Genomic DNA, 14,094 nt, shown 5'->3' with positions numbered 1-14,094 from the left:
AATACACGGCCGAACGACCGCCACGCAACGCGTGGCACACCGAGATCAGACAAGCATGAGAAAAGTGAAGCTGCGCAGCGCCGCAGAAATCGCCCAGGCCCGCGTGGCCGGGCAACTGGCGGCCGAAGTGCTGCACATCGTGGCCGAGCACGTCCGGGCCGGGGTGAGTACCGACGAACTGGACCGCATCTGCCATGACCATATCGTCAACGTGCAGAAGGCCACGCCGGCCAACGTGGGTTACCACGGTTTCCCCAAGACCATCTGCAGCTCCGTGAACGAAGTGATCTGCCACGGCATTCCCGGTGGCCAGGTGTTGAAGGATGGCGACATCATCAACATCGACGTGGCCGTCATCAAGGACGGCTGGTATGGCGACTGCAGCCGCATGTACTTCGTGGGTTCGCCCAATGCCACGGCGCGCAAGCTGGTCAACACGACCTACGAGGCGATGTGTGCCGGCATCCGTGCGGTGCGCCCGGGCGCCACGCTGGGCGATGTCGGCCATGCCATCCAGACGGTGGCGCAGCGGGATGGCTTTTCCGTGGTGCGGGAATATTGCGGCCATGGCATCGGCACCGTCTATCACGACGAACCGCAGGTGCTGCACTATGGCCAGCGCAATGCCGGCCTGCCGCTCAAGGAGGGCATGATCTTCACCATCGAACCCATGTTGAATGCCGGCAAGCGCCATACGCAGCAACTCGACGACGGCTGGACCGTGGTGACCGCTGACGGGTCGCTGTCGGCGCAGTGGGAACACATGGTCGTGGTCACGGCCAAGGGGTATGAAATCCTCACGCCCTGGCCGGAGGGCAGCGGGGGCTACCCGGCCATTGCCACCCGCAGCTGAGATCCATCCAAGACGGCTTGCAGCCGGCCGAAAAATAAATTTTCGCGGGACTGCATCCGTTCGGGCGCCTGGTGGGTAGTACTCATGTCAGCAGGAAAAGCTGATCGTGGTACGACCCATTTCAAGAACTTACAGGAGCCCATCATGCAACATTCCATCCCGTCCATCCCCTTCTCGCGCCACCTGTCCGCCCTGCGTCCCATCCTGGGCCGGACCGCCACCGTCGCTGCCGCCGCGGCCAGCCTCACGCTGGCCGCCTGCGCACCGATGTCGACCATGTATTCGCAAGATAGCCTGCCCGACGCCGTCAAGGTGCCGGCCGGCAACAAGGTGGTGCTGCAAACGGTGGGCGCGGGCGAAATCCTCTATGAATGCCGCCCCAAGAAGGACATGCCCGGCCAGTTCGAATGGACCTTCGTCGGCCCGGACGCCGTGTTGAAGGATCGCAGCGGCATGCAGGTCGGTCGCTACTACGGACCGCCGGCCACCTGGGAGAGCAGCGACGGCTCCAAGGTGACCGCGACCCAGGTGGCGGTGGCGCCGGCCGGCACCGGCAATATCCCGTACCAGCTGGTGAAGGCCAATCCGGCCACCGGCATGGGTGCGATGACCCAGACCACCTACATCCAGCGGGTCGCCACCCGGGGTGGCGTGGCGCCGGCCGAGGCCTGCGACATGAGCAAGGCCGGTGCCAAGCAGAAGGTGGGCTACCAGGCCGACTATATTTTCTGGAAAGCCAGCTAATGCCGGCGCTGGCGTCGCTATAATCGACGCCATCCCGGCCGGATGTTCCGGCCGGGCAACAAGCGCCCGGACCCTTTCGCGTGACAGACGCCCCTGCCTTCGACCATGAAGCCGCCCTCCTCGCCTGCGCCGCTGGTGAGCGCGGGGCATTGCAGAGGCTGTACCAGCAGGAGGGGCGCTATCTGCTAGGCGTGGCGCTGCGCATCGTCCGCGACCGGGCGCTGGCCGAGGACGTGCTGCACGATGCCTTCCTCAACATCTGGACCCGCGCCGCCAGCTTCGACCCCGCGCGGGGTGCAGCGCGCGGCTGGATCTTCACGGTGGTGCGCCATACGGCGCTGAACCGCCTGCGCGCCCTGCAGCACGAGGTCAATGCCGGCGACGATCTGGAAGCACTGGCCGACCACCATGAGCCCGCCGTCCAGGCGCCCGAGTGGCAGGCCGATCTCGGCCGGCTGGAAGACTGCCTGGGGCAGTTGAGCGATGCCAAGCGCGCCAGCATCGTCTACGCCTATGTCGATGGCTGCACCCACAGCGAGATCGCCGAGCGTCTTAAAGCGCCGCTGGGATCGGTCAAGGCATGGATCAAGCGGGGCCTGGCCGCGCTGCGGGAGTGCATCGGATGAACGAATCACACGACGAACTGCAATGGCTGGCAGGCCAGTATGTTCTCGGAACACTGGACCTGGCGCAGCGTCAGGCGGTGGAACGGCGCCTGACGCAAGAGCCCGCTCTGCGCGCCGCCGTCGATGCCTGGGAAGCCAGGCTGCATCCATTGACCGCACTGGCGCCGCCGGAACAACCCTCGCCGGGCCTGTGGCAGCGGATCGAACGCAGCCTGCCGATGCCGGCATCGGTGCGCCGCCAGGGTGGCTGGCGACGCTGGTGGGAGAGCGTCAATTTCTGGCGCTGGAGCACCGCCGGCGCACTGACCTGCTCGGTCTTGCTGGCGCTGCTGGTCCTGCGCGCCGAGCCACCTGCGCGCGCGCCGTCCTACATGGTGGTGCTGGTCGCGCCCCAGGACAAGGCCCCGGGCTGGGTGGTCCAGACCGGCGGCAGTGGGCGCCTGAACCTGATCCCCCTGGGCGTGGCGAGCATTCCGCAGGAAAAGGCGCTGCAGTTCTGGACCAAAGGCGCCAACTGGAGCGCGCCAGTATCGCTGGGCCTGGTCCAGCCCGGCAGGACGCAGGAGGTGACGCTGGAAAAGCTGCCCCCGCTGCAGGCCGACCAACTCTTCGAGATCACGCTGGAACCCGGCACCGGCTCGCCCACGGGACGACCCACCGGCCCCATCCTCTATATCGGACGCGCCGTGAAGGTCACGTCCTGAGCCTGACGGTGGTGGTCGAAAAAAGGGAGGAATGGCGAGAATTGAGTCCGATGCGCATCAGCGGGAGGCCAGGGCCCTACCGTCGGCCGGGAAATCGCAGCAAAATCCGATTCAAAACAACAGCATGCGAAAAAAACCAAATAAGTAATAAGGATTTTAAATTAAGCTTGCGCCAGGAATAGTTACTTTTTAATCAATGAATCGCAAAGTCTTCCGTCGCGTGTCGGCCTGGAAAATCCTGCTATGGGCCTGTCTCGGCATGCTCATCGGGCTGGTTCTGGCACAGCTTGCGCTGACCGTTTCGGAGCTGCGCCACATCGACGCCTCATCGACGCAGGCCCTGCAACGCGCGGAAGATGCGGCACGCGCCACGGGGGATGCGCTACGTCGGGCCGAGGCCAGCCCGTTCCAGCAGTGCTCGGAGGACGACCTGGCGATCCTGCGCAATATCGCCTATTCCAACAGCTATGTGGCCGATCTCGGGCGCATCGACCAGGGCATGGTGCGCTGTACCGCGCTATGGGGCCAGTTGGCTGAGCCGTTTGCGCTGCCGGAGCCGCTTTACCAGGCCGGTCGCGGCTTCAAGATATGGCTGGGGCAGGCCATCGTGCATACCCATGCCCCCAGCAACCTGATCGGACTGCGCCGCAGCCTGGCCCTCACCGCGCCCACCACCTTCGATCTCAATCGTTTCTATCAGGATGTCTCGCTGCGCATCACCAACGGTGACGGCACGCGGGTGCTGGTCGAGCGCGAGGGCGTGCGCTACAACCCGGACGGCGCCATCGGGCTGTTGCCGGGCATCGACGTGACCCACTGCAACGCCGATATGGCGCTGTGCGCGCAGGCGTCGGCGCACTTGCACTGGTATCCGGCGCTCTATCCTCGGGGCCTCATTGCGCTGCTGGCCGGCAGCTTCGCCGCGGGCGCCCTGGCCTGCATGCTCCACCTGCGCAGTCGGCGCCACCAGGGGGTGCTGGATCGGCTGCGGCATGGCATTGCCAATGATGAAATCGTGCTGATGTACCAGCCCATCGTCTGCATCAGCGATCTGAGCCTGAAGGGCTATGAAGCGCTGGCGCGCTGGCGTCCGGCCGATGAGCCGGAAATCGGTCCCGATATCTTCGTCCCGCTGGCGGTACAGAATCGTCTCTGTACCGCCCTGGCCAAGGTGGTTCTCACGCGCGCACTGCGCGAGATGCAAGCCCTGTTGCTGGCCAATCCCGATCTGGTCCTGGCGATCAATACCGAAGTGGCCGACATCGAGGATGCCAACTTCATCCGCTTCGTACTGGAACTCACCGCCAACCATGCGGCCCTGCGCCCGCAATTGCATCTGGAAGTGACCGAGCGCGCCGATATCCGCTCGGCCGCCTTCATCCACAATATCGACTTGCTCAGGCGGGCCGGCTTTGCGATCTGGATCGACGACTTCGGTACGGGCAGCGCCAACCTCTCGCACCTGTCCTATGCCCGCTTCGACGGCATCAAGATCGACCGACTCTTCACCAGCGCGCTGAGCACCGGCTCGCCGCTGCGGTCGGTGGTGCCGAACCTGCTGCGCCTGGCCGGCGAACTGGATCTGCGGGTGGTCATCGAAGGCATCGAGACCGAAGAGCAATTGCAGCTCATTCGCGGCATCGCACCCGACATCCATGCCCAGGGCTGGCTGTTCAGCAAGGCGCTGGAACTGGATGAAGTGCTGCAGCAGCGCCCGCCGGAAGCCGCCAACGAACTGGGACTGGCGGCCTGACCGCCCCGGTAGTGGCGACGGCCAGCTACAGGCGGTAGGGCGCCAGGGCCCGCCTGACCAGCGTCTCGGCGTCGCCATCATCCCTCAGTCCCAGTTGCCGCGCGATACGATCATCGAGCACGGGATATCTGCCGAAGACCGCTTCCACCTCTTCCTGCGGCGCATAGTGCACCAGCGCACGGCCGTCCACGCCATACAGCGTCGACAGCGTCTGCACCAGTTCGCCCATGGAGAGCCGCAGCACCGGCAAGGGCCAGCAGCGTTCGCGATGACCTTCGGTATCCAGCGTCGGGTCCATGCTGGCGGCATGCAGCAGATTCTCGGCGCAACACTGCGCCGACATCCACCAGGCGGTGGCCCGCGGACCGACCGGCAGCGTCACCGACGCTCCGCCGGCCAGACCATGTAACAGTTCGCTCATGAAGGCCGAGACCAGCCCCGAGGCCACGCGCGGGCGCGCCACGATGCCCGGCAGCCGCAAGGACCGACCATCGAGCCGGCCACGGCGCGTGGCGTCGGCCAGCAGGATTTCACAGGCACGCTTGTGGGCGCCGTAGACCAGCGCCGGCCGCGTGGGCGTGGACGGGCTGACCGGGTCGGGCAAGGTGCCATAGACGGCGATGGTGCTGGCGTACACCACCACCGGCGCAGCGGCCGCCGGCCGGGCCGCCAGCACCTCGAACAGATCCAGCGTGGCATCCAGGTTGACGCGACGGCTCAATGCGGGATCCGCCTCGGCCGCCCCGCCGGGCACAGCGGCCAGGTGAAAGCAGAGATCGGCGCCGAAGCGGGCGATGCGCTCCTGCACCGCGGCGTCCTGCAGTTCGCCTTCGATGCACACGATCTCATCGGACCAGGGCGGCAACTGCCGGTCCATGGCGGCCAGCTGGGTGATGCGCTGCGTGCCGATCTGCCCCACCTGCTGCAGCAGTTGCATCAGGGTCGCGCCGATGAAGCCGCCGGCACCAGTCACCAATACCTTCATGGCGCCGGCACCACGCGCTGCTGCAGGATGCCGAAGGGACCTTCACGGCCGTCGGCGTAGCGGGCCTGCATGCGCACCTCGTCACCGAAACGCATGAAACCGGTGCGGATCTCGCCCAGGTCGATCTTTTCGATCACGCGGCGCTCGGCGATGCAGGCTGAACCTGCGGCGCGTGCCACATTGGAGACGGTACCGGAACCGATGATGCAGCCTGCCGTGAGGCGACGGCTATGGGCAGCATGCGCGATCAGCTGGCCGAAAGAGAAGTTCATTTCGCCGCCATGCGGCTCGCCAAACCGCTCACCATTCCACTGCACCTGCAGGCGCATCTGCACCCTGCCATCGCGCCAGGCCTCGCCCAGTTCGTCGGGAGTGACTGCAATCGGCGCAAAGGCGGTGGAAGGCTTGGCCTGCAGGAAGCCGAAGCCGGTCTTCATCTCATGCGGGCCAAGCGCGCGCAGGCTCCAGTCGTTGAGCTGCAGTACCAGCCGCACGGCCTGCAGCGCCTGTTCCGCGCTGGCGCCCATGGCCACCGGACCGACCACCACACCGAACTCGCCTTCGAAATCGATGCCTTCGGATTCCGTACACAGGGGTACATCCTGATGCGGGCCAAGGAAGTCATCGCTGGCGCCCTGGTACATCACCGGCACCGTATCGAAATGCGGAATCGGGGGCGTCTTGAAGGCTTCTTCCATCAGCCTGCCGTGGTTGAGGAAGGCCGAGGCGTCCAGCCATTGCGGCGCGCGCGGCAGCGGCGCCATGCACTGGCGGGGGTCGAAGGCAATGACACCCGCGGCATGGCCTTCGTTGAGGGCCCGATAGCACGCTTCCAGGGGCGCACGCACTTCTTCCCAGCGCGCCATGGCATCGATCAGGGTGGGGGCGATCTGCGGCACTGGCAGGGCACTGCGCGCATCCCGCGCCACCAGGACCAGGGTGCCATCGGCGCTGCCGTCCTGCAGGGTGGCAAACTTCATGGCTGATCCCCCCGACCGAGTTGCGCAGCGATGGCCGGGTCATACCGGCCATCCACCAGGATGAAGAGCATGCGGCAAGGCTTGCCCGAGCGATTGGCCCAGGCATGGTTGGTGCCACGCTGCACGACCACGCTGCCGGGCTTGAGGTCGACTTCGCCACGCTCCAGCACCAGGGTCATCTCTCCTTCGATGACGATGCCGTAATCCACCGATTCGGTCCGGTGCATCAGTGGATGGGGGGAGTCGGCCTGCACGGTGGAGGCAGCGGCTTCGCCGATCTGGCTGAAGGCATCGTGCATCCTGCTGCTGGCACTGGCCAGGAATTCTTCGGTGTCGGGCGGGATATCGACGAAGCGCATGCGCGTGCCATGCGCCGGGGGCGAGAGCGCCAGAGCGCCCAGGGTGGGATCAGGGCCGTTGTCCACGGGCACGGGCGTGGCGCCGGTACTCCACACTTCGTGGAACAGCGTGCCGGGAATGGCAGCCACTTCCACCACCGTGGGCAGCGGTCCCTCGCTGTTGACGATGGAATGGCCTTGCGCATCGTGGCCGGTGACCACGCGGTAGATGGGAGGAAAATTCATCCGGGTTCCTTCAGGAGGCGTCAAAGATCGCCACCGCCCGCGTCCAGCCGGCGCTGGCGCCCCGGATCTTGTGCGGGAAGCAGCTGATGGTGAAACCGTGTGGCGGCAGGGCTTCCAGGTTGTGCAGCTTTTCCAGATGGCAGTAGCCGATGTCGCGTCCGGCCTTGTGGCCTTCCCAGATCAGGGACTTGTCGCCGGTCTCGGCCACCCGCTGGGCGGTGTAGGAAAACGGCGCATCCCAGCTCCAGGCATCGGTGCCGGTCAGGCGCACGCCACGTTCGAGCAGGTACATGGTGGCTTCATAGCCCATGCCGCAACCGGCGCCGAGATAGTCGCGTTGACCATAGCGCGAACCGGCGCGGGTGTTGACCACCACGATATCCAGCGGCTGCAGCACATGACCGATGCGCTTGAGTTCGGCTTCCACATCGGCGGCGCTGGCGACGTAGCCATCCGGGAAGTGCCGGAAGTCCAGCTTCACGCCCGGCTGGAAGCACCATTCCAGCGGCACTTCATCGATGGTGATCGAAGGACGGGCACCACCATTCTTGGCATCCTGGGTGGAATGGAAATGCCAGGGCGCATCCAGGTGGGTGCCGTTGTGGGTGGTCAGCGTGACCCATTCGGCAGCAGCCGCCTCGCCGTCGGGATAATCCTCGGGCCGGGTGCCGGGCAGCATGGCCATGAATTCGGGCAAGGTGTCGGCATGCTTCTGGTAGGTGATCTTGGGCGCCAGCGGCGGCGGATCGGAGAGCACGTCGTTTTCGAGGTAGATGGACAGGTCGACGAAACGATGTCGGCGACGCGGCTGCAGGGATGCGGTCATGCCAGGGCCTCCTGGGGTTGGATGGCGGCTGCGCGCGGCAGCCGCGAGAAACAGAACGAGGCGCTCACGCCCAGCACCACCGCCACCGGGCCCAGGCTGGCGTAGCTCCAGCCCTGCACCAGCGTGCCGCCGAGGATGGGACCGATGGCCGCGCCCGTCATCAGCATGGCGGGCGTGGCGGCCATGGCGCGGCCACTGCGGTCCAGCCGGGCCATGAGGCCGAAGGCGAAGGTGTGGGTAAAGATCATCACGGCGGCAAACACCGAGGCGGCAGCGGCGTAGGGCAGGAAGCGCGCAGACGACATGATCACCACCACCAGCAGCGCCTGGACCAGCGGACCGGCCATCAGCACGCTGCGGGCGGGCAGGCGCTTCTCCAGCAGGGCCGCCAGCGGCGCCGGCAAGAGATTGACGAAGCCCAGCGCGATGAGCACGCCGGTCACCGCCTGCAAGCCGAAGCCGCGATCACTGCCGACGCGTTCCAGAAAACTGAAGGTCATCGATTGCACCAGCCCCATGCAGGCAATGCCGGCAATGCCATACCAGACCTGGCGCGGTACGGGAATACGGGGAGCGGCGACGCGCGCCGTGCCATCGGTTTCGGCACGCGGAAAAGCCAGGGCACAGGCCAGCGCGCCCACGGCCATCACGCCGGCGAAGAGATAGAACAGCGCAGGACCACCCAGGCTGGCGATGATCGGCGGCGCACTGCCCAGGAACACGATGGCGAACACGCCCAGCGCGATGCCGACCAGTGCAAAGCCGCGATGCGGGTTGCTGCCTCGCGCGAGGGTGCCATGCGTGACACTCAAGGACAGCCCGGTCGTGATGCCGCACACCGCATGCAGCAAGGCCAGCAGCAGATAGTGCTGGGTCTGCGCGGCCACGGTGAACAGCAGCGCCGAGAGCGCGAAGCCGATGGCCGCCTTCCAGCGTGCCGTGTCCGGATCAAAGCGCGGTGCCAGCCAGGCGCTGGCCAACACGGCGCCGCCCAGGAACAACGAGGCCAGCAGGCCGGCCTGGCGGGCATCGAAGTGGTAATGCGCCACCAGCGTGCCGACCCAGACCGGCAGCGCGACCAGGTCGATCATGCCGGCGCAGTGTGCCAGCATCAGCGCAGCCAGGGCGCGCTTGGAATAGGTCGTGATCATCTTGTCTCCTCGCGTCGTACGCGGATTGCAAAGCCGTTCATGGTTTCTATTTTTTTGGTGATGGTGGCATTCAGATGGGTTGCACCAGTGCCGCGTGCGATTCGCGCATGATGCGGGAGTGCTCGTCCTTGTCGCCGCCCTCCACCTCGATCTCGCCCAGCCGTGCCGAGTTCTCCACCACCATGCGGCAGCGTTCCCAGCGACGCTCTTCGAAGGCCGACAAGGCCAGCGGCACGCTGACGTTGCGCGCCAGTTCGTCGGCCAGCACCAGGGCATCCTCGATGCCGATGCAGGCGCCCGAGGCCAGGTGCGGCGTGGTGGCATGCACGGCATCGCCGATCAGCACCACGCGGCCCTGATACCAGGGACGCGGAAGCAGCAGGCCTTCCAGCGGACGGAAGATGATGCGGGCGCGGTCATCGAGCTGGTCGCGGATGGTCTTGAGGGCCGGGGCGCTGAAGTCTTCCAGCAAGCCGCGCAGGCGCGCCACGAAAGTGGATGGATCGATGTGGTCGTTGACCGGACGGGGCTCGGTCACGAAAAGGTACATCTCGTCCCGGGAGACCGGATTGACGCCGGGCTTGATACGCGGGCCCATCCACATGGTGCAGGTATCGATCTCGGCCGGACGTGGCAGGATGGCACGCCACACGGCCTGGCCGCTGTAGCGCGGCTTGGGCGCGTTGGGGAAGAGCTGGGCGCGCAGTTTGGAGTACAGGCCATCGGCGCCGATCACCAGGTCGTAGCGGCGGGTCTGGCCATCGGTGAACTCCACCTCGACCTGGTCGCCCTGCTCACGCAGGGCGGTGAAGGTGCAACCCAGGCGGACATCGGCACCCGCCGCGCGGGTGGCATCGGCCAGGATGCGCGCCAGTACCGGGCGCAGGATGGCACCGCCACCCGGCACATCGGGTGCTGCCAGGCGCGGCGTGGGCAGTTCGGCGATCTGCGGGCCGTGCGGCAGGCACAGGCGTACGCCGTCACCGGCCGCGCCTTCACGCAGGAAGGCCTCCAGTACGCCCAGTTGCTTGAGTGCACGCAGGGTGGCCGGGCCCAGGCTGATGCCGGCGCCGTAGTTGCGCCACTGGGCATCGAGTTCCACCAGATCGACCTGGGCGCCACGGCGGCACAGATCGATGGCGGCGGACATGCCGGAAAAGCCGCCGCCGATGATGAGGATGCGTTGGGCTGCGAGTGTCATGGTGTCTCCTGAATCTTTTTCTTGATGAGTTAAACGTGATCGTCGCCGGCCAGGTGCAGGCCACCGTCGTCATCGATACGCAGCGCGACCGGTGTGAGCGTGTCGCCCAGGCAGGGGCCGAGCGTGCACAGTCCGGTGAGCGGATCGAACAGGGCGCCATGGGCGGCACAGACGACGTGCTGCCCGCTGGCGTCGAGATAGGCGTCGCGCCGCCACGGCAGCGGTGTGCCGTGGTGCGGACAGCGGTCGCGCCAGGCGCGCACCTGCTCGCCCCGGCGCAGCAGGAAGATGGTGGCCTGCCCTGCCCCGTCGGTATCGAAACCGCGTGCGCCGTCCTCGGGCAATTGCGTGACGTGACACAGGTACATGGCCGTCTCTCCCGGTGGGGTCAGCGTGCGGCGCCCGGCGGCGGCGGACCGCTGGGTGCCCATTTCTCGCGATACTGGAACAGGAACAGTTGCGAGGCATCCGCGCCCATCGGCACTTCGCGGGCGGCCCAGGCCTCATCATGCAGGTCCATGTCAGCGTCGTATTCGACGTGGCAGCCCAGCGGCGAATTGAAGTACCAGAACCAGTTGCTGCCGAAACGATGGCGGCCAGGCCCCCAGAAGCTCTGGTAACCCTTTTCGACGAAGCGGGTGCCGGCCAGCAGCACTTCGGTCGGGCCGCCCATGTGGAAGGTGAAGTGTTCGCAGCCTTTCATGAAGGGCGGGGTCTGGATCATGAAGAGGGTATGGTGGTCCTGGGTGCCGGCCGGGCGCAGGAAGGGCCCCACGCCGGTGAAGCGGTCGGTGCAGACGAAGCCCAGGCGCTGGTAGAAGGCCTCGGCCCGGGCGGCGTCCGGCACGAAATACACCACGTGCGAGAGCGTACGCGGCAGGGCCGGCAGTTCCGGCGGCAGGCCCAGCTGATTGGGCGCGCGCTGCGGGTCGCCCGGACCGTTGACGCGTTCGGCGGGCATGACCAGAGGGCGGCGTACGGTCAGCTGGAAGGCCAGCGCAAAGCCCATGTCGTCCACGCTGCGCACCACGCCGTCATGACGACTGACTTCGCGGTCGCGGCGCAATTCGGTTTCGATGGCATCCAGGGAGGCGGCATCGGCCACCCCGTAGACGGTTTCGCGCAGCAGGCTGGCGGTGCCCATGGCCGGCGGGAGGGTAGCGTCGTCGCGGGCACGCAGCGCGATGGCAGAGCCATCCAGGGCTTCGAAACGGTCGCCGCCGGCGTCGCTCAGGCCATAGTCGAGCAGGTACTGGCGGCAGGCGGGCAGATCGTCCACGCCAAAGACCAGGGCATCGGGTCCAATGATGTTCATGCGGATTTCCTTATGATTCAGTCTGTGTGTCATCGGTGATCGTTCTGCCTCAGCCCCGGGTGCGACCACCCAGGGTCTCGGCCACCCAGTCGGCAATGACGTGGCCGGCATTGATGGAGTTGTCGAAGCTGGCGTGTTGCACGCCGCCTTCGCGGTCGGTGAAGATCTTCAATTCGCGCTTGGGGCTGTTGACCAGTTGTTCGTAGGTGCGATGCGCCCACTTGAGCGGAATCTGGCTGTCCTTTTCGCCGTGGGTGACCAGGAAGGGCACGCGGATCTTTTCGACCACGCCATCCAGGTGCACGTCTTCGGCGATGCGCATGAAGTCGTCGACGTCCTTGGCGCCCCACACCCAGCACACGTGCTGCCAGTAATGCGGCACGGGGAAATCGCCCTCCTTTTCCAGGCGACGCTTCTGCACATCGCGCCAGTCGTGATTGGCGCCCCACACCACGCCGCAGGCAAAGCGCGGCTCCATGGCCACCACGCGCGGGCAGTAGTAGCCGCCCAGCGAGACGCCTTCGCAACCGATGCGTTGGGGATCCACGTCATCGCGCTGCTCCAGCCAGTCGACCACGTGAGCTGCCCAGTGCTCGGCATCGAAGCGCGCGGTCATGCCATGCAGGCGCAGCGCTTCGCCGGTGCCGGGCTGGTCAATCACCAATGAAGACACGCCGCGCTCGGCCAGCCAGCCGGGCAGGCCGACCAGGTATTTCATTTCCTTGGTCGAATCCAGGCCGTTGAGCTGGACCAGCACCGGTGCCGGTCCCTGCACACCGATGGCGCGGGTATAGAGGCCCGAGATCACCCGGCCTTCATAGGGGATCTCGACGCGCTGGCAGTTGTCGCCGGCCAGGGCGATGCCGCGCTGGAACACTTCCAGGAAGCGCCGGTACAGTGCCAGCCGGCCCGGCGCACCGTGGCCCTGCAGGCGTTCGCAGGTCAGCAGATAGCTGGCGGCGCGCTTGTATTTGGTGCCGGCCGAGAGCAGCCGGCCGCGCACTTCGTCCTCGGCGGCCAGGCTGCACAGCTTTTCCGCCATGTCCGCCCAGGTGGCGCGAAAGGCGGCCGTGCCTTCGGCGTCAGGCTGCTTGGCCGCCTCCTGCAGAGGTGCGCACATGGCTTCGATCTCGCCGATGCGCGCCCCCATCTCGATGGCAAGGTCGACGGATAGATTCCAGACATAATTCGTCGGGAAGTAACGGAACATGGTGAAACTCCTTTGATGATGAGTGATGCTTGGGGTGGACCGGACCCAGGTCCTCAGTGCGGGCCGCCCAGCCACAACGGCATGGCGAAGTTGATCCAGATGGCATCGCTCTTGGCCGTGTTGGCGGCGTACAGACCGCGCTGGACATTCATGTTGATGCTGAAGGGACCGGCGTTATAGGCGACGGTCGGGCCCATGGCGAAGCTGCGCATGCGATTGCCAGGGATGTCGCTGCCGTTCTGGCGGTCGTCGGTGAACTGGTTCAGGTAGGAGCCGGTCACGCCGACCTTCCACTTCCCGAAGTTCCAGCCGCCGATGAAATCGGCCACGTAGGCGGTGCCGGAGCGGTAATTGGTATCGCTGTTCTTGTCGTTGAAGAGCAGGCGGTTGGAGATGCCCAGGTCCAGCCCGTCAGGATCGTTGTGGCGTATCGCCAGCACCGGCTGGTACGAGGTATAGCCCGCTGCCACGCTGGGGCGGGCGGGATTGTAGGAGCCGGTCTTGAGCGCGAAGTCGAACCCGAACGTGACATTGGTATGGGCCGCCACATCCCAGCGCAGCAGCAGCGGCGTGACGGTGACGTTGGACAGGCCGTTGTGGTTCTCACCGTGGCCAGCCACTTCGGTATGCAGCGACACCACCGGCAGCACCAGTTGCGAATACACCTTGGCGCCGAACCATTCCACGCCATAGGAGGCCAGCAGGCGCGTGGTGGCGGAGAAGGCTTGGGACTTGAAGGGAATGGGCAGCTTGTTGCCCTTGTTGTCGTACAGACCGTCGGCACTGCTGTAGTTGAATTGCTCCACCGCAAACAGGCCCGGGATCGGGGGCAGCGCGGCAATGTATTCACTGGTGGACCCGGTGGGGAATGGCGAGACGCCCCCTTCAAAAGCCTGCGCAGACTGCATGCCGGCCATGCCCAGCATGCCCAGAACGGTGCATGCGGCCAGCCGCTGGACTGGTACGTATCCTCTCTTCACTTCGGTCTCCTTGTCTCCTACCCTGCCTGGCTTGTTGTCTCGCCATCGCGGCGTCTTTTCGGGGCCAGGCCGAAAGCAGCGCGCAGATGGCGCCGCCGGCTTGCCGTGCCGGCCCTTTTTCTGATTTGCGAGGCCGTGCAGCGGATGAGGGAAGCTTAAGTTCGAGGTTGATATTGATCAAA

The 14,094-nt window shown here is 66.0% G+C and carries 15 protein-coding genes; 5 read left to right on the top strand and 10 right to left on the bottom strand.

The features are described from left to right. The first annotated feature begins 55 nt into the window (after positions 1–55). The 5 genes from map to I5R65_RS08335 all read left to right on the top strand — a co-directional run bounded on the left by map (position 56) and on the right by I5R65_RS08335 (position 4,680). Positions 56–853 carry a type I methionyl aminopeptidase gene (map, locus tag I5R65_RS08355; RefSeq protein WP_006713089.1) on the top strand — a complete coding sequence of 266 codons (798 nt, stop codon included), beginning with the start codon at positions 56–58 and terminating at the stop codon, positions 851–853. Positions 854–1,120: 267 nt separating this feature from the next. Then, on the top strand, positions 1,121–1,597 hold the full coding sequence (locus tag I5R65_RS08350) for a DUF3455 domain-containing protein (RefSeq protein ID WP_231395118.1): 477 nt from the start codon (positions 1,121–1,123) through the stop codon (positions 1,595–1,597). An 80-nt stretch (positions 1,598–1,677) separates the two neighbouring features. Next, the gene (locus tag I5R65_RS08345; RefSeq protein WP_180666205.1) at positions 1,678–2,223 is read left to right on the top strand and encodes a sigma-70 family RNA polymerase sigma factor; all 546 of its coding nucleotides are present in this window, start codon (positions 1,678–1,680) and stop codon (positions 2,221–2,223) included. Beyond that, complete coding sequence (locus I5R65_RS08340) at positions 2,220–2,927, top strand: anti-sigma factor domain-containing protein (RefSeq protein WP_180666203.1); 708 nt, start codon at positions 2,220–2,222, stop codon at positions 2,925–2,927. The genes I5R65_RS08345 and I5R65_RS08340 overlap by 4 nt, the downstream gene beginning before the upstream one ends. A 196-nt stretch (positions 2,928–3,123) precedes the next feature. Continuing rightward, positions 3,124–4,680, top strand: a complete 1,557-nt coding sequence (locus I5R65_RS08335; protein ID WP_231395106.1) for an EAL domain-containing protein — start codon at positions 3,124–3,126, stop codon at positions 4,678–4,680. A gap of 25 nt (positions 4,681–4,705) precedes the next feature. On the opposite strand, the gene I5R65_RS08330 is transcribed toward I5R65_RS08335, so the two are convergent. From I5R65_RS08330 to I5R65_RS08285, 10 genes are all read right to left on the bottom strand, one after another. Then, entirely contained in the window at positions 4,706–5,665 is a 960-nt protein-coding gene (locus tag I5R65_RS08330; protein ID WP_180666201.1) for an NAD-dependent epimerase/dehydratase family protein, read from the bottom strand. Further along, positions 5,662–6,645: a fumarylacetoacetate hydrolase family protein gene (locus I5R65_RS08325; protein ID WP_180666199.1), complete on the bottom strand. Its 984-nt coding sequence runs from the start codon at positions 6,643–6,645 to the stop codon at positions 5,662–5,664. Before I5R65_RS08325 ends, I5R65_RS08330 begins: the two co-directional genes overlap by 4 nt. Next, positions 6,642–7,229, bottom strand: coding sequence for a cupin domain-containing protein (locus tag I5R65_RS08320; RefSeq protein WP_180666197.1), 588 nt, complete (start codon positions 7,227–7,229; stop codon positions 6,642–6,644). Before I5R65_RS08320 ends, I5R65_RS08325 begins: the two co-directional genes overlap by 4 nt. A 10-nt stretch (positions 7,230–7,239) precedes the next feature. Further along, positions 7,240–8,055, bottom strand: coding sequence for a cyclase family protein (locus tag I5R65_RS08315; RefSeq protein WP_180666195.1), 816 nt, complete (start codon positions 8,053–8,055; stop codon positions 7,240–7,242). Beyond that, positions 8,052–9,206, bottom strand: a complete 1,155-nt coding sequence (locus tag I5R65_RS08310; protein WP_180666193.1) for an MFS transporter — start codon at positions 9,204–9,206, stop codon at positions 8,052–8,054. The genes I5R65_RS08315 and I5R65_RS08310 overlap by 4 nt, the downstream gene beginning before the upstream one ends. Positions 9,207–9,276: 70 nt before the next feature. Continuing rightward, positions 9,277–10,407: an FAD-dependent oxidoreductase gene (locus tag I5R65_RS08305; RefSeq protein ID WP_180666191.1), complete on the bottom strand. Its 1,131-nt coding sequence runs from the start codon at positions 10,405–10,407 to the stop codon at positions 9,277–9,279. 29 nt (positions 10,408–10,436) lie between these two features. Further along, positions 10,437–10,775, bottom strand: a complete 339-nt coding sequence (locus tag I5R65_RS08300; RefSeq protein ID WP_180666189.1) for a Rieske 2Fe-2S domain-containing protein — start codon at positions 10,773–10,775, stop codon at positions 10,437–10,439. Between the two features lie 20 nt (positions 10,776–10,795). Next, positions 10,796–11,722 carry a VOC family protein gene (locus tag I5R65_RS08295; protein WP_180666187.1) on the bottom strand — a complete coding sequence of 309 codons (927 nt, stop codon included), beginning with the start codon at positions 11,720–11,722 and terminating at the stop codon, positions 10,796–10,798. A 49-nt stretch (positions 11,723–11,771) separates the two neighbouring features. After that, positions 11,772–12,932, bottom strand: a complete 1,161-nt coding sequence (locus tag I5R65_RS08290; protein WP_180666185.1) for a S9 family peptidase — start codon at positions 12,930–12,932, stop codon at positions 11,772–11,774. Between the two features lie 53 nt (positions 12,933–12,985). Then, the gene (locus tag I5R65_RS08285) at positions 12,986–13,858 is read right to left on the bottom strand and encodes a transporter (protein ID WP_180666324.1); all 873 of its coding nucleotides are present in this window, start codon (positions 13,856–13,858) and stop codon (positions 12,986–12,988) included. Between the last annotated feature and the right edge of the window lie 236 nt (positions 13,859–14,094).

It is taken from the genome of Herbaspirillum sp. AP02, assembly GCF_015767275.1.
GTDB lineage: Bacteria > Pseudomonadota > Gammaproteobacteria > Burkholderiales > Burkholderiaceae_D > Herbaspirillum.
This window is presented reverse-complemented; position numbering and strand designations above follow the sequence as displayed.

Bases quoted from the DNA above. Each gene is read 5' to 3' on its own strand.
- I5R65_RS08300 (WP_180666189.1), bottom strand. From the start codon at position 10,775: ATGTACCTGTGTCACGTCACGCAATTGCCCGAGGACGGCGCACGCGGT.
- I5R65_RS08315 (WP_180666195.1), bottom strand. From the start codon at position 8,055: ATGACCGCATCCCTGCAGCCGCGTCGCCGACATCGTTTCGTCGACCTG.
- I5R65_RS08350 (WP_231395118.1), top strand. From the start codon at position 1,121: ATGTCGACCATGTATTCGCAAGATAGCCTGCCCGACGCCGTCAAGGTG.
- I5R65_RS08310 (WP_180666193.1), bottom strand. From the start codon at position 9,206: ATGATCACGACCTATTCCAAGCGCGCCCTGGCTGCGCTGATGCTGGCA.
- I5R65_RS08285 (WP_180666324.1), bottom strand. From the start codon at position 13,858: ATGCTGGGCATGGCCGGCATGCAGTCTGCGCAGGCTTTTGAAGGGGGC.
- I5R65_RS08335 (WP_231395106.1), top strand. From the start codon at position 3,124: ATGAATCGCAAAGTCTTCCGTCGCGTGTCGGCCTGGAAAATCCTGCTA.
- I5R65_RS08325 (WP_180666199.1), bottom strand. From the start codon at position 6,645: ATGAAGTTTGCCACCCTGCAGGACGGCAGCGCCGATGGCACCCTGGTC.
- I5R65_RS08320 (WP_180666197.1), bottom strand. From the start codon at position 7,229: ATGAATTTTCCTCCCATCTACCGCGTGGTCACCGGCCACGATGCGCAA.
- I5R65_RS08295 (WP_180666187.1), bottom strand. From the start codon at position 11,722: ATGAACATCATTGGACCCGATGCCCTGGTCTTTGGCGTGGACGATCTG.
- I5R65_RS08290 (WP_180666185.1), bottom strand. From the start codon at position 12,932: ATGTTCCGTTACTTCCCGACGAATTATGTCTGGAATCTATCCGTCGAC.
- I5R65_RS08305 (WP_180666191.1), bottom strand. From the start codon at position 10,407: ATGACACTCGCAGCCCAACGCATCCTCATCATCGGCGGCGGCTTTTCC.
- map (WP_006713089.1), top strand. From the start codon at position 56: ATGAGAAAAGTGAAGCTGCGCAGCGCCGCAGAAATCGCCCAGGCCCGC.
- I5R65_RS08340 (WP_180666203.1), top strand. From the start codon at position 2,220: ATGAACGAATCACACGACGAACTGCAATGGCTGGCAGGCCAGTATGTT.
- I5R65_RS08330 (WP_180666201.1), bottom strand. From the start codon at position 5,665: ATGAAGGTATTGGTGACTGGTGCCGGCGGCTTCATCGGCGCGACCCTG.